General features: G+C 65.9%; 16 protein-coding genes. 3 read left to right on the plus strand and 13 right to left on the minus strand.

From position 1 onward, the window contains the following. Positions 1-40 precede the first annotated feature (40 nt). Positions 41-451 (minus strand): hypothetical protein, encoded by a 411-nt coding sequence (locus ACFDR9_RS17425; RefSeq protein ID WP_409031817.1) that lies wholly within the window; start codon positions 449-451, stop codon positions 41-43. Here ACFDR9_RS17425 and ACFDR9_RS17430 point away from each other — a divergent pair. Together ACFDR9_RS17430 and ACFDR9_RS17435 are read left to right on the plus strand one after the other, a co-directional pair. Further along, positions 383-541, plus strand: coding sequence for a hypothetical protein (locus tag ACFDR9_RS17430; RefSeq protein ID WP_017879556.1), 159 nt, complete (start codon positions 383-385; stop codon positions 539-541). The two genes, ACFDR9_RS17425 and ACFDR9_RS17430, sit on opposite strands and share 69 nt — an antisense overlap. Positions 542-549: 8 nt before the next feature. After that, positions 550-1,254 carry an energy transducer TonB gene (locus ACFDR9_RS17435; protein ID WP_409031801.1) on the plus strand — a complete coding sequence of 235 codons (705 nt, stop codon included), beginning with the start codon at positions 550-552 and terminating at the stop codon, positions 1,252-1,254. 171 nt (positions 1,255-1,425) lie between these two features. On the opposite strand, the gene ACFDR9_RS17440 is transcribed toward ACFDR9_RS17435, so the two are convergent. Both ACFDR9_RS17440 and ACFDR9_RS17445 read right to left on the minus strand, forming a co-directional pair. Continuing rightward, positions 1,426-2,103 carry a Fe2+-dependent dioxygenase gene (locus ACFDR9_RS17440; protein WP_409031802.1) on the minus strand — a complete coding sequence of 226 codons (678 nt, stop codon included), beginning with the start codon at positions 2,101-2,103 and terminating at the stop codon, positions 1,426-1,428. Between the two features lie 99 nt (positions 2,104-2,202). Further along, positions 2,203-4,518 carry a TonB-dependent receptor gene (locus ACFDR9_RS17445; protein WP_409031803.1) on the minus strand — a complete coding sequence of 772 codons (2,316 nt, stop codon included), beginning with the start codon at positions 4,516-4,518 and terminating at the stop codon, positions 2,203-2,205. A gap of 334 nt (positions 4,519-4,852) precedes the next feature. Here ACFDR9_RS17445 and bfr point away from each other — a divergent pair, with 334 nt between their 5' ends. Continuing rightward, on the plus strand, positions 4,853-5,323 hold the full coding sequence (gene bfr / locus ACFDR9_RS17450; RefSeq protein ID WP_409031804.1) for a bacterioferritin: 471 nt from the start codon (positions 4,853-4,855) through the stop codon (positions 5,321-5,323). Positions 5,324-5,461: 138 nt separating this feature from the next. On the opposite strand, the gene ACFDR9_RS17455 is transcribed toward bfr, so the two are convergent. The 10 genes from ACFDR9_RS17455 to ACFDR9_RS17500 form a co-directional block, all read right to left on the minus strand. Further along, the gene (locus tag ACFDR9_RS17455) at positions 5,462-6,964 is read right to left on the minus strand and encodes a DcaP family trimeric outer membrane transporter (protein ID WP_409031805.1); all 1,503 of its coding nucleotides are present in this window, start codon (positions 6,962-6,964) and stop codon (positions 5,462-5,464) included. A gap of 65 nt (positions 6,965-7,029) precedes the next feature. Next, positions 7,030-7,815 (minus strand): amino acid ABC transporter ATP-binding protein, encoded by a 786-nt coding sequence (locus ACFDR9_RS17460; protein ID WP_017879562.1) that lies wholly within the window; start codon positions 7,813-7,815, stop codon positions 7,030-7,032. Positions 7,816-7,833: 18 nt separating this feature from the next. Next, positions 7,834-8,532: an amino acid ABC transporter permease gene (locus tag ACFDR9_RS17465; protein WP_081612050.1), complete on the minus strand. Its 699-nt coding sequence runs from the start codon at positions 8,530-8,532 to the stop codon at positions 7,834-7,836. Between the two features lie 119 nt (positions 8,533-8,651). After that, positions 8,652-9,416, minus strand: a complete 765-nt coding sequence (locus ACFDR9_RS17470; protein ID WP_409031806.1) for an ABC transporter substrate-binding protein — start codon at positions 9,414-9,416, stop codon at positions 8,652-8,654. A gap of 535 nt (positions 9,417-9,951) precedes the next feature. Next, positions 9,952-10,980, minus strand: a complete 1,029-nt coding sequence (locus ACFDR9_RS17475) for an arginine N-succinyltransferase (protein WP_409031807.1) — start codon at positions 10,978-10,980, stop codon at positions 9,952-9,954. A gap of 99 nt (positions 10,981-11,079) precedes the next feature. Next, positions 11,080-12,033 carry a GlxA family transcriptional regulator gene (locus ACFDR9_RS17480; protein WP_026133566.1) on the minus strand — a complete coding sequence of 318 codons (954 nt, stop codon included), beginning with the start codon at positions 12,031-12,033 and terminating at the stop codon, positions 11,080-11,082. 240 nt (positions 12,034-12,273) lie between these two features. After that, positions 12,274-13,623: an MFS transporter gene (locus ACFDR9_RS17485; protein WP_409031808.1), complete on the minus strand. Its 1,350-nt coding sequence runs from the start codon at positions 13,621-13,623 to the stop codon at positions 12,274-12,276. Positions 13,624-13,675: 52 nt separating this feature from the next. Next, positions 13,676-15,544, minus strand: a complete 1,869-nt coding sequence (locus tag ACFDR9_RS17490; RefSeq protein ID WP_409031809.1) for an alpha-amylase family glycosyl hydrolase — start codon at positions 15,542-15,544, stop codon at positions 13,676-13,678. 69 nt (positions 15,545-15,613) lie between these two features. Continuing rightward, positions 15,614-17,965, minus strand: coding sequence for a TonB-dependent receptor domain-containing protein (locus ACFDR9_RS17495; protein WP_409031810.1), 2,352 nt, complete (start codon positions 17,963-17,965; stop codon positions 15,614-15,616). A 380-nt stretch (positions 17,966-18,345) separates the two neighbouring features. Further along, positions 18,346-19,245, minus strand: a complete 900-nt coding sequence (locus ACFDR9_RS17500; protein ID WP_409031811.1) for an NmrA family NAD(P)-binding protein — start codon at positions 19,243-19,245, stop codon at positions 18,346-18,348. Positions 19,246-19,298: the final 53 nt, after the last annotated feature.

A 19,298-nucleotide genomic window follows, 5' to 3' on the forward strand; every position in this document is an offset into this window, starting at 1 on the left:
GCGTCGCCTCCAAGCGCCTAAAGGCGGGCTGGAACGCCGACTACCTTGGCAAGGTGTTGGGCCTGGCCATCTGATCCTTCATGCAATCGCCCTGCCGCCGCGCCGGGTGCCGGCCCGCCCCGCCGGACAATCTGCTGCGCCCGTACAACAGCGGCCACGCGCGGCGCGCGCCGACGCCGGCCGCACGCATCAAAATCGCTTGCAAAATTTTTTCAATTGCGGGACAATGCAAAACGTAATGATAATGATTCTCATTAAAACAGTAGCAACAATGCCTCTGCGGCATCGACTCCCCCTTGACTTTATCTAGCCAGAAGGTGCACCGATGATTGTATGTGTCTGCAACAACATATCTGATCGCGAAATCCGCCAAGCCGTTGATTTGGGCCTGAACACGATGGCCGAACTGCGCCGCGACCTGGGCGTGGCGACCTGCTGCGGCAAATGCCACAGCTGCGCCAAAGAGGTTTTACACGAACATATCAACAGTCAAACCACCTTGCAGGAGCGCGTGTTGCAACGCCCGGCAATGACGACATAAGGATCGCAATGAACACGATGACGATGACGCCCCGCGCCGACAGCGGCCGGTACCAGGACCTGTTGGCCACCCTGAAGCTCAAGGGGCGCAAATTCGCCCCGCTGGCGTCGATCATCGTGCTGCACGTGGGCCTGTTCTACGCGCTGCAAAACGGCATGCTGCGCCAGGTCGTGCACGCCGCCCTGCCCGAAGCCATGATGGTCAGCTTCGTCGCGCCGCCGCCGCCGCCGAAGCCGGCGCCGCCGGCGCCGCCGAAAACGCTGCAACTGAGCGCGCCGCAACAGCGGGCGATCGTGCCGCCGCTGCCGCAACTGGCGCTGGCGCCGACGGAGCCGACCATTACCGTGGCGCAGCCGCCGGCCGAAGTGGCGCCCGCCGCGGCCGCGCCGGTCGCCGTCGCCGCGCCGCCGGCCCCGGCGCCGGCGCCAGCCACCCCGCGCACCGTCTCCAGCGTCGAGTACGTGAGGGCGCCGGAACCGGTCTACCCGAGCATCTCGCGCCGCCTGGGCGAGAGCGGCACCGTGGTGCTGCGCATCCTGATCAACGAACGCGGCCTGGCGGAACAGGTGACGGTGCAAAAATCGTCGGGCTTCGCCAACCTCGACGAGGCCGGCCGCAAAGCCGCCCTGCGCGCGCTGTTCAAACCGCTGTTCGAAAACGGCAAGGCGGTACCGGTGTTCGTCATCGTGCCGCTGAACTTCCAGCTGAGCTAAATACGGGCGCGTCGCGCCGCCCGCATCCGCAGCCCCGCCCGGGGCTGCGGATTTTTTTACGTCCAAATCAACGCCAACAGCGTAAGCCCGGGCTCGGACCGCGGCCCTTGCCTTCGGTTGATGTTCAGCGCCGCCAACCCGCGTACGAAACCCGCGTTGGCGCCATGCCGCCTACACCTCGGCCCAGAGCCGCAACAGGTTGTGGTAGTGCCCGGCCAAGCCGACCATCGCCTCGCCGTCGCCGTGGGCGCCGCGCAGCTGCTGGATGTTCTGGTCGAGCTCGAACAGCATGGCGCGCCTAGCGTCGTCGCGCACCATGCTTTGGCTCCACAGGAAGGAGCAGACCCGCTCGCCGCCGGTGACCGGCATCACGCGGTGCACGCTGCTCGACGGGTAGACGATGGCGTCGCCGGCCGGCAGCTTCACCTCGTGGCTGCCGTAGGCGTCCAGCACCACCAGTTCGCCGCCCTCGTATTCGTCCGGCTGACTCAGGAACAGCGTCGTCGAGACGTCCGCGCGCATCGGCGCGCCGCCCAGCGCGGTGCGGATGGCGCCGTCGATGTGCATGCCGTAATGCTCGCCGCCGGCGTAGCTGTTGAAGTACGGCGGCAGGATGCGCAGCGGCAGCACGGCGGAGATGAACAGCGGGTGCGCGCCGAGCGCGCGGCTGACCGCCTGGCCCAGTTCCAGCGCCAGCGGCGAGCCCTCCGCCAACTGCCGGTTGCGCTTGACCTGCGCGCCCTGCGAACCGACGCTGGCGCGGCCGTCGATCCAGTCGGAGCGGGCCAGCTTTTGGCGAAACTGGGCGACTTGTTCCGGCGTCAGTACGCCGGGTATGTGCAACATCATGCTCGATTCCCTTCAAATAGAAATGCGAAAAGGCACCAGCTGCGGGCGCAGGCGGTGCCTTTCGGTCTGCAACGCGCGGCGTGCCGCGCGTCGGGACACTTAGAACTTCAGGTTGGCCGTCAGCGTGGCGCTGCGGCCGGCGGCGACGCCGGCGTAGTGCGGCGACGACACCTTGTCGAAGTACAGCTTATCACCCAGGTTCTGCACGTTCAACTGCATCGTCACGTTCTTGTTGACGACGTAGCTGGCCATCGCGTCGACACGGGTGTAGCCCGGCACCGACTTGTTGTTGTTGATGTTGCCGAACACTTGGCTGACGTAGTTCACGCCGCCGCCCACGGTCAGGCCCGGCAGCACCAGGTAGCTGGTCCACAGCGAGGCGCTGTCTTTCGGCGTGCCCGGGAAGCGGTTGCCGTCGAACGGCGACTTGGTGTAGACCGGCGCGGCGGTGGTGCCGGTGTTCAGGTAGCCGTTGTCGCCGATCACCGCGTTCAGGTGCGTGTAGCCGCCGAACACCTGCCAGTTGTTGCTCAGGCTGCCGCTGACGCCGAACTCGACGCCGTTGACGTTCTTCTTGCCGACGTTTTGCTGCTGGCCGTCCGGCGCCGTGGTGCGGGCGTTGTTCATCTCGCTGCGGAAGTAGGCGGCGCTGACCGACAGGCGGCGCGCCATGATTTCCCATTTGGTGCCCAGCTCGAAGTTGCGGCTGTCCTGCGGCTTCAGGTTTTTCAGCGCCGCCGTCACCGCGTCGTTGCCGTCGCCGCCGTCGTTGCCGACCGGGGTGGACGAGGTGCCGTAGGACAGGTACACGCTGCTGTTGGCGGCCGGCTTGTAGACCAGGCCGGCCTGGTAGCTGGCGAAGTTGGAATGGACGTCGGCGCGGCCGGCCTGCGTGGTGGTGGTGCCGACCACCGAGTACGGCACCGTCAACGCGCTGCGGTAGCCGTCCCAGCGCACGCCGACGTTGAGCAACCATTGCGGGTTGAACTCGACGGTGTCGAACGCGTACACCGAACGGGTGTTGGTGACGACGTTGGTGCGCGCCGGCGATTCGCTGCGGCTGTAGGCCCACGGGTCGTTGGCGTTCGGGTTCAGCAACGGCGCGCAGTTGTACAGCGTGGCCGCGCCCGAGGTCGGGCAGGTGAAGCTATCGGTCAGCGGGTTGTTGGTGCCCGGCGCGAACAGGTAGCTGGTGCGGTCCGATTCCTCGCGGCTGAGCTCGACGCCGGTGGTGAAGCTGTGCTTGACGCCGGCGGCCTTGAAATCGCCGCTCAGGCTGGTCGCGTTGGCCAGGCCGTCGACGGTGACGTTGCGCGAATTGGCGCGGCGCCAGACGGTGCCGTACTTGACCGTGTTGCCCTTCGAATCGTCGGGCTGGGTGTAGACGTAGTCGTTGCCGCTGCTGCCGTAGCGCGTCACGTTGCGCAGCACCAGGCCGGCGCCGAACTCGTGGCGCACGTCGATGGTGCCGATGTCGGACTGGGTGTCGCGGAAGTCGCGCTTGGTCAGGCCGTAGAAGGTCGAACGCGGCACGGAAACCGGGGTGCCGTTGCCGTTCAGGGCGATGTCGGCGCGCTTGGCGGTGTTGGTGCCGACGGTGGCGAACGGGTTGTTGAACGGCAGGCCGGTGTCGGGCAGCTCGCTCGACTCCATGTGGTAGTAGCTCAGCGTGACCTTGGTCGGCGACTGCATGCCGAAGCTGACCGACGGCGCCACGCCCCAGCGCTTGCCGTTGACGAAATCGCGGCCGGCGACGTGGGCGTCGTGGCCCATGACGTTCAGGCGCACCGCGACGTTGTCGTCGATGCTGCGGTTGACGTCGACGGTGGCGCGGCGGTATTGCGCGCTGCCCAGGCCGACCGAGGCGTTGATGAAGTTGTCCGCCTTCGGCGTCTTGCTGATCAGGTTGACGCTGCCGCCGGCCGACGAGCGTCCGCCGTAGGCCGAGTTGGGCCCCTTGACCACTTCGATTTGCTCAAGCGCGAAGATTTCGCGCGACTGCGAACCGGTGTCGCGGATGCCGTCGATGTAGGTGTCGGTCTGCGCGTTGTAGCCGCGGATGAAGAGGTTGTCGCCGACCGGGTTGCCGCCCTCGGCGGCGCCGACGGTGATACCCGGCACGGTGCGCAGCGCGTCCGTCAGCGACACGGCGCCGGTCTGCGAAATGACGTCGACGGTGATCACGGTGATCGATTTGGGCGTGTCCAGCAGCGGCGCGGTGAGCTTGTTCGAGGCCGATTTCACCGGCGCCTGCAGGGTGCGCTCGGCGCCGCCGGTGATTTTTACTTCAGGCATCTGCTGCGCCTGCCCGGCCGTTTGCGCGTGCAGCGCCAGCGGCATGGCCAGCGTGGCGAAGGCGGCGAAGGCGGTGCCCGCCGCGACCGGCTGATGCTTGCGGCTCTTGATATAGCTCATTAAAACTTCTCCATGGAATTAGGTAACGGAATCGGCTGCCGGCCACCGGAATGCGGCCACCTTAAACGCGAATGATAATGATTTTCATTCGTCGCGGCAAGCAAAACTCACACATTCTCACGGATTCTGTTGTTAAACCCCTGAGAATGGGATGTGTTCTCACGGTGGCGCCGCCGCGGCGCGGCGAAATACCCGGCGCGGCGGCGGAACGGCGGCGATCTGCGCTATCATGCTTAGAATGCGGGGAGGCCCGCGGGCCCTGCGACAACGCGGCCCGGCCGCCCGCGGCGCCCACGGCGCGATCCCCTTTTCAACACCACTTTAGGAAGCCATCATGAAGGGCGATAAAGAAGTCATCCGTCTACTCAACGCACAGCTCACCAACGAACTGTCCGCCATCAACCAATACTTCCTGCATGCGCGCATGTACCGCCACTGGGGCCTGGAAAAATTGGGCAAGAAGGAATACGAGGAATCGATCGGCGAAATGAAACACGCCGACAAACTGATCGACCGCATCCTGATGCTCGACGGCCTGCCGAACCTGCAGGCGCTGCACAAGCTGCTGATCGGCGAGAACACGCCGGAAATCCTGGAATGCGACCTGAAGCTGGAACGCGCCGCCCACGCCACCGTCAAGGAAGGCATCGCCACCTGCGAAAAAGCCGGCGACTACGTCACGCGCGACCTGTTCCTGATGATCCTCGACGACACCGAGGAACACATCGACTGGCTGGAAACGCAGATCGACCTGATCGCCAAGGTCGGCCTGCAAAACTACCTGCAAAGCCAGATGGGCGAGTAAGCCGGCCACCGGGGACAGACCACGATTTTCGAGAAATATTTCTCGAAAATCGTGGTCTGTCCCCGAAGCGGAAATCCAATTAAAAAGGGCTGGTGCGCATCTGCGCACCAGCCCTTTTTTACGCGTTCAAGCCGGCGATCAGTTGAAGTTGTACTTGGCCGACAGGTTGACGCGGCTCAGGTCGCCCTCTTCGCCGGCCAGCGTCTTGCGCCGGCCCAGGATGTACTCGGCGCCGAAGTCGACACCCTTGACCGGGTTCCAGATGAAGCCCAGATGCGCCTGCCATACCTTGCTGTTGACCGCGTATTGGCCGCTGTCGAGGCCGTTGGCGCGGGCGTAGTCGGTGTAGGCGTTGTCATAGTTGCGCTGGTAGCCGACCGAGCCGTTAAAGCGCAGCGTGTCCGACGGCTTGTGCTGGTAGCCGAGCACCACGCCCAGGGCTTTCTCGGTCAGGATGCGCTTGTTGGCCGCGTCGTACAGCGCGCCTTCGATGTAGTTGAAGTAGCGGCCGATGCCGGTGCCGCCGGTCAGGCCGACGGTCATGAAGTCGCTGCCGAAGGTCTTGTACAGTGCGCTGGCGGCGAAGCCGTAGCCGCGCTTCGACAGGTCGACATCGGCGCCGTCGTCGAGGCGGTGCTCGGTGACGACGCCGCGCACGCTGACGCCGCCCCAGCCGAAGCCCTTGTCCCAACGGGCCACGACGTCCGGCACCTTCGAGAAGCCCTTGGTGGTGGCGGCGAACGAACTGCTGCCGTCAGCCTGCTTGCTGACGACGCCGGTGACCGGGTCGACCGTTTCGACGATGTTCGGCGTGCCCTCGAGCACATAACTGGAGGCGTTTTCGGCGGCGACGGTAAAGCTGCCGTAGTCCTTGGTCGGGTAGGTGTAGCGCACCATCGGCTGGCGGATGAACGTGCCGCCGATGGTGCCGTTGAAGTCGACCGTCTCGGGCGAGTTGTCGACGTCCATGAAGGTCGACCAGGTCTGGCCCACCAGCAGGCCGCCGAACTGGCCGTAGGCGTGGCGCAGGCGGAAATTGTAGCTATTCGTCGCTTGCTGCGTGTAGATGTTCTTGATGTCGCCGTAGACGGCGGCGTTGCCGGTGCGCGGGTCGTTGTTGAAGTCGCCTTCGATCTTCACGCTCAGCGGGCCGTACTGGGTCGGCGTGCTGGCCTCGATGCCGAAGCGCGAGGTGCGCGCGTGCAGGTAGTTGCCACCCTTGCGGCGGCCTTCGGCGGAATCGTTCAACGGCGCGTACGGCGCGAAGGTCGAGTAGTCGTTGTTGGCGTTGTCGCCCTTGAACTCCTTGACCATGTTCAGCTCGGCGAAGCCGTACAGGCGCACCGAGGTGTCGGAACCGGGCAGGCGCGAGGAATTCGGGATGTCGCCGCCGACGACGGCGTCCTTGACGCGCAGTTCAACCTGCTCGACGCGCTCGGCCAGCTCGGCGTTCGAAATGGCCGGGGCCGGGGCCGCGGCCGGGGCCTTGGCTTGTTTGAGTTCCTTCAGCTCGTCGCCGAGGCGCTTGATTTCGGCGCGCATGTCGGCGAAATCCTTGGCCGACTGGGCTTGCGACGGCGCGGCGACGACGGCGAACATCAACGCGATGGACGCGCTCAGGCTGGTGTGTTTCAAATTCATTAAAAGTCCCCTTGAATTAGTATTTTATGGTGGTGCTGCTTGCTGCTATGGACCGCGCCGGTCGCTTAGTTGGCGATCTGTCCCAGGAATGCGCGGATGCGTTCGTTGCGCGAATTGCCGAAGAACTCTTCCGGCGGCGCCTCGGCCAGGATCTGTCCCTTTTCAAAGAACACCACCCGGTCCGCCACTTCGCGCGCGAAACCCATCTCGTGCGTGACGACGATCATCGTCATGCCCGAGCGCGCCAGGTCCTTCATCACGTCCAGCACTTCCTTGATCATTTCCGGATCGAGGGCGCTGGTGGGCTCGTCGAACAGCATCACTTTCGGCTGCATCGCCAGGGCCCGCGCGATGGCCACGCGCTGCGCCTGGCCGCCGGAGATCTGGTGCGGGTACTTGCGCGCCTGCTCGACCAGGCCGACCTTGGCCAGCAAGACCAGCGCGGCCTCCTCGGCCTGGGCCCGGGTAACGTTGCGCAGGCGCCGCGGCGCCAGCGTAATGTTGTCCATCACCGTCAGGTGCGGGAACAGGTTGAAGCTCTGGAACACCATGCCGACTTCGCGGCGCACCGCGTCGATGTGCTTCAAGTCGGCGTTCAGTTCGATGCCGTCGATGACGATGCGGCCGGCGTCGTGCGTTTCAAGCCGGTTCAGCATGCGCAGGAAGGTCGACTTGCCGGAGCCGGAGGCGCCGATGATGACGGCCACCTCGCCCTGGTAGAACTCGGTCGAGACGTCCTTGATCACGTGGAACTTGCCGAAATGCTTGTTGATGTTTTGCGCGACGATCAGCGGTTCCTTGCCGTCGCTGCGCGGGGCGCGGCGCAACTGCGCCGTGTCTGCCAGATTCATGTCTTTATCTCCGCTCATTTAGTGACGCTCCACATCGAGTTGTCGTTCGATCGCGCCGGAAATCTGCGTCATGATCGACGTCATGATCAGGTAGATGCAGGCGGTCGTCAGGAACACAGGAATCGGTTCGAACGAGGCCGACTGGACCCGGTTGCCGATGTTGGACAATTCCACCACGCCAATCACATACGCCAGGCTGGAATCCTTCAGCAGCGAGACGATGTTGTTGACCAGCGGCGGCAGCGCGATGCGGAAGCTCTGCGGGAACACCACGTCGCGGAAGGTCATGAACGGGCTCAACCCCAGCGAACGGGCCGCCTCGGTCTGGCCCTTGTGGATGGCCAGGATGCCGGAGCGGATCGCCTCGGCGTTGTAGGCGCCGACGTTGAGCGACAGCGCCAGCACGGCGGCGTTGAACTCCGACAGGCGGATGCCGAACACTTCCAGGTTGAAGGCAAACAACACTTGCACCAGCAGCGGCGTGCCGCGCAGCACCCAAATGTAGAAATTGGCGACCCAGCGCAACGGCGCCACCCGCGACAGCTTGGCCAGCGCGACGATGATGCCGATGATGATGCCGAGCGGGCCGGCGATCGCGGTCAACTGCACCGTGACCATGGCGCCTTCGGCGAACTGCTGCGCGGCCGGGCCGATCGGGCTAGGCAACCAGCTTAGCGGAATGGCCATCAACCACAGGAAGGCGACCATGGCGAACATGGCCAGGGCGATGGTGACCGCGCTGCGTCGCTCGCGCGACCAGCCGGCAGGCAAAAATGTGCTTGCTGATTTCAACTGACTCTCCTGACGGTGACAATAAACGCTGCGTTACTTGTTGCTTACTTGCAGCGAATGTCTTCTTGCAAATATTTTTCGGAGAGCGCCTTGTAGCTGCCGTCGGCCATCAATTCGGCCAGCGCCTTGTCGTAGGCGGCGGCCAGCGGCGCGTTGCCCTTTTTGATCGCGGCGGCGACTTTTTCGACGAACAGGTAGTCGCCCATTTTCAGGCCGCCGGAGGCGTTCGTCGCCAGCGCGTTCTTGACCACGAAACGGTCGCTGACCCAGGCGTCGACGCGGCCGTTGACCAGCGCGGCGCGGGCGTCGGTATCTTGCGGGAAGTTTTTCACTTCCTTGACGCCGGCCACTTTCTTAACGTTTTCAAAGTAGGTCGAACCGGTCTGCACCGACACGGTCTTGCCGGCCAGCGTCTCGACGCTGTGCACGGCCGGGTCTTTCGAGACGATCACGCCGCCGCTGCAATAGTGCGGGCTGGTGAAGGTGACGGCCTTGGCGCGGTCCGGCGTGATGCCGAACGAGGCGATGACGACGTCCCAGCGGTCCTGGCGCAAGCCGGCCAGCAGGGCGTCGAAGGACAGCGATTTCCATTCGACGGCTAAGCCCATTTTCTTGGCGATGGCGTCGCCCAGTTCGACTTCGAAACCGGTCAGCTTGGAACCCTGGAAATAGTTGAACGGAGGATAGGCACCCTCGGTGGCGATGATGATCTTGCCGTCGGCCTTGATCTCGTCATACGTGCGGGCCTGCGCGGACGCGCCGACGACCAGACTGGCGATAGCGACTGCCAAAAATTTCAAACTCTTCATATGTCCCCCCTACTGAAAGAATTGCTGTTTAGTACACTTTAGTGTACTTCTTGTGTTTTGATTGTTCCCTGCAATTAGCAACTACTGGTGCTATTACAACAGCTACCGGGAAGTCCTCAAACCATGGGCGCGACCTCATCTTACGAAAATGAGACACCGGCGGCGGTCCGCCGGACGGCACGGGGGAGGCGCTTGCCCCCCCGCCCGGCGGCGGCGGCCCGACGGCGTCGAAAAAAAACATCGTCTGTTGCGGCGCAGCCACAGACTGGGCGCCGCGCCGGTATAGACAACCCATCATAAGACAAATCGACGGCGATGATAAAGCCTTTCGGCCCGCACCGCCAGTTGCGCCGGCCGGCGCGGCGACCCTGCGTTCCAAAAAACAACTGCCGACGCCGCGACGCCGGCGCGAGCACGTGGCCGGCCCCTCGGGGTCTGGCCCCCAGCCTTTGCTTTTGCTTGGTTTTGCTGTGTGCGGTGAAAAAAACCAGGGCGTACCCGGAGGGTCCGACCCCAACCCCGGGTTCCTCGCGCGCTACACGCGCACGCAGATGACGCGCGCGCCCGGGGCCACGCCCAGGCTGCGCATCGCCTCGGGCGGCAGCGCGACGTTGTCGCCGTGCTCCAGCGCCGGGCAGGCCAGCATGACGGCGCGGAAGGTGCCGTCGCGGACGCTGCCGACCACGTAGTTGCGCCCGGGCTGGTCGCCGGCCGGCCCGGCCGCCTCGACGCGCCGCGGCATCGACGACGAGAACGAGCGCAGCGCGTTCTTGTGCGCCTGCAGGATCGGGCCGCCGTCGAAGATGTCGATGTGCTGGCCCGGCTCGAAGCCCTCCTGCGCCAGCATGCGCAAGGCCGCCTCGCCCTCGGGATGGACGCGGCCCATGGCGCCCTGGGCGTCGGACGGCAGCAGCGGCACGTAGACCTGGTAGTGCGGCATCAGCTCGACGATCAGGGTGCGGTTGCGGGCGCCCTCGACGACCCGCTCGGCCTCCATGAAGTCCATCTGGAAGAATTTGCGCCCGATCGCGTCCCAGAACGGCGAGGCGCCGTTGGCGCCGGTGGCGCCGGCCAGCGCGACGAAGAAGCGGTCGCCGAAGCGCTGCGGCGCGGCGGCGGCGAACAGCAGGCGCGCGCGCGACAGCAGCGCCGCCCCGGGGCCGACGCTGCGCCAGTCGCGCACGGCAAAGCTCGACAGCTGCGAATGCCCGGTCAGCTCCGAACACAGCGTCAGCGCATGGATGCTGTGGCTGATGTTGAGGTCGCGCGAGACTTGCTGCACGGCGTCGTTGCGAAACGCGAAGTAGGTGCCGTTCGAGCCGGCGATCGCCGATATCGCCGCCGAGCCGGCGATGCTGCCGTCGGCACCGTCCTCCAGCACGAAGATATACGACTCTTCGCTGGGAATGTCGACCTGGGTGGCGAACGAGGCGATTGAATGCTCGACCGAGCGGGCGATCGCCTCGCGGGTTTTCGGCAGCGTGTGCATCCACGGCGTGGCCACGCCGGCGAGCGACTCCAGCGCCGCGATATCGCGCATTTCAACGGGGCGAACTATATACATGGGACAACTCCAATGCCGGGGTGTCTATTATAAAAAAACGCCGGCGCCGGCGCATGCGCCGGCGCGACGGCGACTTTCACTTTGCGGCCGGACGCCGCCTCACAGCAGCAGCTTGCGCTGGCGCTCCTCGCGCGGCGAAATGCCGAACAGCGCGCTGAAGGCGGTCGAAAAATGCGAGCCCGACGAAAAGCCGCAGATCAGGCCCACCTGGACGATGGAGTGGCTGGAATCCATCAGCAACTGGCGCGCCCGCTGCAGGCGCAGCTCCAGGTAGTAGCGCGACGGCACGCTGCCGAGGTATTGTTTGAACAGGCGCTCGAGCTGGCGCCGCGAAATGCCGACCAGGTTGGCGACGTCGTCGGTCGTCAACGGCTCCTCGATGTTGGCCTCCATCAGCATGACCGCCTCCGACAGCTTCGGTTGCAGCGTGCCGAAGCGCGCCTGCAGCGCGAAACGCTGGCGCTCGGCGTGGCCGCGGATGCGGTCGACGCACAGCAACTCCTTGATCTGCGATTGCAACGGCGTGCCGTAGCAGGCTTGCAACAGCGTCAGCGCGAAGTCGATGCTGACGGCGCCGCCGCAGCAGCTCAGGCGCTTGCCGTCCATTTCGAACAGGTTCGGCGTCAGGATCACCCGCGCGCCGATGTCGTGGGCGTCCGGGTACAAGGTCCATGGCAAGGCCACGCGCAAGCCATCCAGCGCGCCGGCGCGCGCCAGCCACAGCACCGGCGCGCCGACCGCGCCCCAGAACTGCGCCTGGGCGCCGCGCTCGATCAACTGGCGGCACTGCTCGGGCGCCAGCGCGGCGGCGTCCTCGTCGGCCACCAGCAACGCGATGTGCCAGCGTTCGCGCTGGCGCTCCGCCGCGGCCGCCAGCGCGGCGCCGGCCTCCACCACCTCGACCAGCAGGCGTTGCGGCCCGAGGATTTTGGCGGCCAGGCGCAGCGGATGCGCCAACCCCGCCAGCGTCACCGAAAATGGGCCGCCGGCGTTGATCAGCAGGATGCGCAACGGCGCTTCAAGCTTGAGGGTGGATAAACTGGTAAATGGCATGGCGCGGGCGGGCACTCACTTCCTTGAATTCGATACGGCGGCGCGCGGCCACCGGTTTGGCCTGCGGCAATCATTGCAAGGGGAACAGTCTAACGCGATTTTTGCACCAATTGCACAACAAGTCGCAAAAGTGGCCGGGTTTCGTAGATCGGGTTAGCCCAAGGGGCGTCAGCCGACTGGCGTCGGCGGCGGCTCGGCCGCGGATGGCGTGTTCCGCCTCGGCGGCCCCCCGCACCCGACCTACGGCACGGAAGGGGCGGGCTTGGTTTTGACGAACAGCACGGCCGCCGCCGCGCACAGCATCAGCGCGCCGGCCAGGCGGATGACGTTTTCCGGGTTGCCGCCGAGCCAGGCGCGGTAGAACAGCGGCAGCGTGAAAATCTGGATAATCATCGGGATGACAATGAACATGTTGAAGATACCCATATAGACGCCGGTGCGCTCCGGCGGAATGCTGCCGGCCAGCATGATGTAGGGGTTGCCCATGATGCTGGCCCAGGCCAGGCCGACGCCGACCATCGGCACCAGCAGCAGCGCCGGGCTGTGGATTAGCGGGATGCCGAGCATGCCGGCGCCGGCCAGCGCCAGGCAGACGCTGTGCATGGTTTTCGGGCCGTAGCGACGCGTGAACGGCACCAGCGCGAAGGCGCCGAGGAAGGCGACGAAGTTGTAGAAGGCGCCGATCTGGCCGTTCAGCAGGCCGGCGTCGCGGAAACCCTGCGCCGCCGGGTCGCCGGTGCCGTAGATGGTCGCCGCCAGCGACAGCATGATGTATTGCCAGTAGCAGAACATGGCGTACCACGTGAACAGTTTGACCCAGGCCAGTTGCTTCATCGTCGCCGGCATGTCGCGCAGCGCCGCGCCGATGTCGCCCAGCGTGTGGCGCCAGCCCGGCGGCTTGGCGCGAATCTGCGCCAGTTCGAACTCGCTCAACGGGTGCTCCGGCGTGGTCTTCAGGGTCCACAGAATCGAGCTGATCGAAAACACCGCGCCGATCATGAAGGCGGCGATGACGATGTGCGGAATGTGGCTGCCGTTGACGGCGTCCTTGTCCATCCCCAGCAGCACCAGCAGCGACGGCGCCAGGTAGGCCAGCGTCTGCCCCAGTCCGGTGAAGGCGCTCTGGGTCAGGAAGCCGAGCGAGTGCTGGCTTTTGTCGAGCTTGTCGCTGACGAAGGCGCGGTACGGTTCCATCGTCACGTTGTTGGCGGCGTCGAGTATCCACAGCAGGCTGGCGGCCATCCACAGGGTCGGGCTGAACGGCATGGCGACCAGCCCGAGGCTGCACAGGATGGCGCCGATCAGGAAGTACGGCGTGCGCCGGCCCCAGCGCGTGACGGTGCGGTCGCTCATGGCGCCGATCAGCGGTTGCACCAGCAGCCCCGTCATCGGCTCGGCCAGCCATAGATACGGCAGGCTGGCCTCGTCGGCGCCGAGGTATGTGTAGATCGGGCTCATGCTGCTTTGCTGCAGTCCAAAGCTGAACTGGATGCCGAAGAAACCGATGTTCATATTGACGATCTGCCAAAACGTCAACCGCGGTTTCTGCCGGGTTGCCGTGGCTACGGCCTTGTGCAAGTGTTGGGTCATGTCGGTCTCGTTATGTTGTCGTTATTATGCTGGCGATGTGCTTTTTACCGGACTAGGCGCTGTGCTCCAGCCACAGCATGGCCCAGGGCTGCAGCGTGATGCGGCCGCAGCGGGCGTCGCCGCCGAGGCAGTCGGTCCAGCGCCCTTCCGCTAGCTGGTAGCGCACTTCGGCGCCGCTGAAATTGCCGAGGAAGAGGAAGCGCGGCCCGCGCGCCAGCGCCAGCAGCGCCGCTTGCCAGGTGTCGAGCAGCGCGCGCGGCGCGCCGGCGGCCAGCTCCGGGCGCTCCTGGCGCACCGCGATCATGCGCCGCAACCCGGCGTGGACCCGGCCCGCCAGGCTGGCGCCGTCGTGCCGTTGCGCCAGCCGGGCGTCGTCGAAGTCGGGCCGCTGCAACCAGCGGCTGTCGATGGCCCGTTCCGGCCGGGCCAGGAAGGCGTAGTCGTTCAGCATGCCCAGCTCGTCGCCCATGTACAGCACCGGCAGCGCGCCGAAGCATAGCGCCAGGCCGTGCAGCAGCAGCAGGCGGCGCAAGGCCTGCTGGCGCGCCGGCTCGTTGTCGGCCCGTTCCAGCCCGGCCAGCGACGCGGCCATGCCATTGCTGCCGTGCGCGGCGTGCGCGCCGCTGGTCTGGAACGGCGCGCCGGCCGGGTAGCCGCCGTCGGCGCCGGCGAAGAAGTTGGAGATGCGCGCCAGCCGCGCGGTGGCGTCGGCGCCGTCGCCGCCGGCCTCGCCGCGCAGCACGTTCCAGCCGATGTCGTCGTGGCAGCGCACGTAGCTGAGCCAGCTGGCGTGCGGCGGCAGCGGCGGCGTCGCCGCGATCACCCGGCGCAGCAGCTCGGTGTCCTGCTCGGCCAGCGCGCCCCAGGCCGCCGCCATCAGGCTGCTGTGGTAGGCGATGTGGCATTCGGGCGCGGCGGCGCTGCCGAAGTAGGCCGGCAGCAGCGGCGTCGGCACGATCGCCTCGGCCTTGAGCAGCACGCCCGGGGCGGCGATGGCGACGATGGCGCGGATCGCCTGCAGCAGGCTGTGCGCCTCCGGCTGGTTCATGCAGTTGCTGCCCTCGCGTTTCCACAGGAAGGCGGTGGAGTCGAGCCGGAACACTTCGACGCCGCGGTTGGCCAGCCCCAGCAGCGCCTCGGCGATGGCGCCGAAGACCGCCGGGTTGGCGTAGTTCAAGTCCCACTGGTAGGGGTAAAAAGTGGTCCAGACCCAGCGCCCCAGCGCGGCGACGTAGCTGAAGTTGCCCGGCGCGGCCTGAGGGAACACCTGGCCCAGCGTGCGCTCGTAGCGCTGCGGGGTTTTGCGGTTCGGGTAGGTGTGGAAGTAGTCGAGCATGCCGGGCGCGCCGGCGACGGCGGCCAGCGCCCACGGGTGGTCGTCGGCGACGTGGTTGAGCACCATGTCCGAGCACAGGCTGATGCCGTTCTCGCGCAGTTGCGCGGTCAGGTCTTCCAGGTCGGCGTTGCTGCCGAGCGCCGGTTCGACCTCGTCGAAGCTGGCCACCGCGAAGCCGCCGTCGCTTTCGCCGGCGCGCGCGCGCAGGAACGGCAGCAGGTGCAGATAGGTCACGCCCAGCTCGCGCAGGTGCGGTATGCGCGCGGCCACGCCGCGCAGCGTGCCGCCGAAGCGCTGCGCGTAGGCGCTGTAGCCGAGCATCCGCTGGCCGGCGAACCAGTCGGGCCGCTCGGCCCGCTCGGCGTCAAGCGCCAGCAGCGCCGGCGGGCGCGCCGCGTGCAGCCGCCCGACCGCCTCCATCAGGTCGCCGAACCAGGCGTCGAAATCGGCGCGCTCGCCGTACAGGCTGGCCAGGCGCTGGTACAACACCGGCTCGTGGCGGGCGTAGCGGCGCGCCGCGTCGGCGTGCAAGTGGGCGGGCATCGCCGCCAGCATGCGCTGTAGCGGGGGAAAAGTGGCGATCATATTCAATGTGGTGCGTCCGATGTGGTGCGCCGCGCGACGGGGCGGTGGCCCGGCCGCGCGGCGGGGGGTTTAGAACGAGTACTTGACGCTGGCTTTGACGGCGCGCCCGCCGATGGCGCGGGCGGCGCTGCCGTTTCCTTCGACTTCGGTGTAGCCGATGCGGTCGAACAGGTTGTTGGCGCTCAGCGACAGCTGGGCCTGCGGCGTCAGTTGGTAGTTAACGAAGGCGTTGACCACGCGGTAGGCCGGCATGACGATGCTGTGCCGGTCGTCGGCCCACGATTTTCCCGTGCCGATGACGCTGACGCCGAAGCGGGCGTCGCCCAGCTCGTAGGTCGGGGCGATCTGGTAGACCACGGCGGCCTGGCGCCGCGGCGTGTGGCCGATGGTCGCCTCGCCGCCCGGCGCGGTCGCGGTGATGTGCGCCTTGGTGTAGGTCAGGCCGCCGTTGACGTGGAAGTCGCCGGCGCTGTAGGCCGACTCCAGCTCGACGCCCTTGGCGTCGTAGCTGTTGGCGGTGCTGACCTGGGTGGTGGCCTCGTAGTTGCTCTCCTTAGTCTTGGCCTGGAACAGCGTGGCGAAGGCGCTAAACGGCCCCTTGCGCCATTTCACGCCGCCTTCGAGCTGCTTGACGGTGTTGATGTTGACCGGCGCGCTGCCGTCGAGCGGCGTGCCGAACAGGATGCGGTCGGCGTTGAAGGCGACGCCGTCGCTGGCGCGGGCGAACACGGCCAGGTTCCGGTCCAGCTTGTAATTGCCACCCACCGAGTACGAGGTGTGCTTGATTTTATAGTCGACCGTTTGCACCGTCGCCGGATCGAAGCGGACGCCGCCGGCGGCGCTGTTGTAGCTGCCGCTGGCGCGCTGGCGGTCTTGCCGCACGCTGGCGTCGACGTTCAAGTCGCCGCGTTCGAGGCCCAGGTTCAGGTAGGGCGAGAGCAGCTTGTATTCGACGTCGACGGCGCGCGCGCAGCAGGCGTTGAAGGCCGGCCCGACCAGCCCCGGCGTGGCGCTGGCCGTGTGCAGCAGCGCCGGCTTGTCGCCGCTGGCCTGCATCAGGTATTCGTTGAAGCTCCAGGTCAGGCCGAGCTTTTGCAGCGAGTTGTACAGGCCGGCGGTGGCGGTCAGCTTGGCGCCGTCGAACTGGAAGTTCTTGGCCAGCTTGGTGTCGCTGAGGGTGTTGCCGGCGTCGTCGATCGAGGTGTTGAACACCACCGCCGAGAAGCCGCGGCCGTTGTAGGCCTGGCCCTTGCGCGGACCGGTGGCGATAGTGTAGTTGCCGAGCGCGCCGTTGTTGGCGGCGAAGACGCCGATGAAGCGGCCGCCGTTGTCCGACTTGCGCAAGTTCTCGCTCAGGGTCCAGCCGCCGCCGAGCTTGAACGAGGCCTCCAGGCCGAGCGAGTTGCTGGTCACGTGCAAGCCGTCGTTGACGTCGCTCGACACGTGCTTGTTGTTCTTGTCGAGCGTGACGTCGCGCACCCAGTACGGCGAGTAGAACGACACCGTGCGCGGGTCGATGCCGGGCATTTCCGAAATGCGCTGGTTGCTGACCTGGACCGGCACCGGCAGCGCCGTCGGCGACTTGTCGTCGAGGTGCTTGAACGACAAGCGGATGAAGCCCTGGTCCAGTTCATGGGTGATGTTGCCGCGGATCTGGCCGCCCTCTTCCATGTTGAGACCGGTCTTGCGCACCCCCTCGCCGCTGCGGTAGGAGCCGCCGATGAAGAAGCGGGTGCGCTCGGAGATCGGCGCGCCGTAGTCGAAGTCGTAGCGGGTCTGGTCGTAGCCAAGGCCGCGGCTGATGCCGATGCTGCCGCCCTTTTCCTTGCCGGTCTTGCTGATGAAGTTGATGATGCCGCCCGGCGAGTTGCTCGCCAGCGTCGAGGCGGAGCCGCCGCGCACCACTTCCAGGTGGTCCAGCGTGCCGTCGATTTTGACGTAGCTGTCCGGCGTGATGAAGTTGAAGTCGCCCGACTGCAGCACCGCCAAGCCGTCCTCCTGGATTTGCACGTAGCGCGAGCCGCCGGCCGAAATCGGCACGCCGCGCACGGTGATGTTGGCGTTGCCCTCGCCGCCCGACGACTCCGCGCGCAGGCCGGGCACCGCGCGCAGCACGTCGGCGGCGCTGCTCGGCGCCGTTTGCAGCATCGTGCTCAGCTCCATGGTGCTGACCGAAACGCTCGACTTCATCTTCGAGGCGCCGCCGGCGGTGCCGGTGACGACCACGCGTTCCAGGTTCAGGCCCTCGGCGGCGGGCTTGGCGGCCGGCGCGACCTGCGCGGTGTTCGCAACGGGTTCGGCGGCGGTTTCGGCGGCCGGCTCGGCGGCCTGGGCTTCTTGCGCGTGGGCGGCGCCGATATGCAGCACTGCGACGGCGACGGCTGCGGCCATGCAGCCGAGTTTGGCGATACGTGTATCCATAGTCTCCTCCAGTTTGTCGGTCGCCGCGACGGGGCGGCGACGATTGAGCCCTCGCCGACGCGCGCAAAACCGAACCGTCCGTTTTGTCGCTGCGTTTGCTGGGCAGGTGCGCCATTATTCATCGAATAAGAAATTATTGCAATCGATTGCAATGGAGGATTTGAGCTGGAAATTTCCGTTGTTTTTTCATGAATTCACGCGGCGATTAGCTATGTAGAGTGCGATTCTTCCTCCGTATTTGCGTCGTGCCCCTTGCTGCGCCGCAGCATAAAAATAAATGAAATATTTGGAATTTATGCAATCGGTTGCAATAACCAAGTAACGCGCGAGATGTGCGGAAACGCGGCTGCGTTCCCGCATGGCGGGGGGACTGCTGGCCTTTATCGCTGACGCTGTGCCAGTTGGACGATGACTCGTTCGAGCGTAGTCGTTCCCGCCCATTCGACCGCGGTGGGATCGCTGTTGATGCCGATATGGGAGCAATTGAGGCCACGGGTCATTTCGGCGAACCCAGCCAGGGCGGCCCTTGAGAAATGGGCATCCGCCAGCGCTTTGGCCCACTCTGCTTCCGGCAGGACCGCCACGTCGACAGGCTTCTGCAGCGTGGCCGAAATAATGGCGGCGACATCATCCGGGGCGTAGTCTGCGGGCCCCGAGAGAGTGACGATGCGGGTCCCCGTTGTTTTTTCTTGCAGCAAAGCAGCTGCGGTGCTACCGACATCGACAGTCGCCACCATCGGGAGAGGACGCTGTGGTGGCGCCAGAAACGTCGGCAGAGTGCCGCTGCGCAGGGCCTGTCCGACCATCGGCATCCAGTTCTCCATGAAATAGGCGGCGCGCAGGAAGGTGGTGGAAACACCGGTTTCGCCCAAACGCTGTTCGAACATGCGGTTCATCCTGATCCATCCGGTGCCGCTTTCACGGTCGGCGCCCACCGAGGAAAGCGCCACAAGCCTGGGCACGTGCGCCGCAACCGCAGCGCGCGCCGTGGTATCGGCGATCAAGCCTGCCCTCTCGAACAGGTCTTCACGGGCGTAGTGCTGCGGACTGACGACATAGGCGCCCTGGACCCGACTGAGCGCCTTGGTCATCGAGGCCAGGTCTGTCAGGTCGGCCACGGCAATCTCTGCGCCGCGTTCGGCCCACGGCCGGCCCTTGGCCGGGTCGCGTACCACGACGCGCACGGGATGGCCGGAGCGCAAAAGCGCATCGGCGGCAGCGGCGCCGGTACGGCCGGTCACGCCGAATACAACGTAAGGAAGGGGGGAGGCAGCAGTCATAAAAATCTCCTATTCAGATGAAACAGGATGGTGCATGATTACTCGACATACAT

Source organism: Janthinobacterium sp. CG_23.3 (assembly GCF_046115965.1).
In the GTDB taxonomy this organism is placed as follows: Bacteria; Pseudomonadota; Gammaproteobacteria; order Burkholderiales; family Burkholderiaceae_D; genus Janthinobacterium.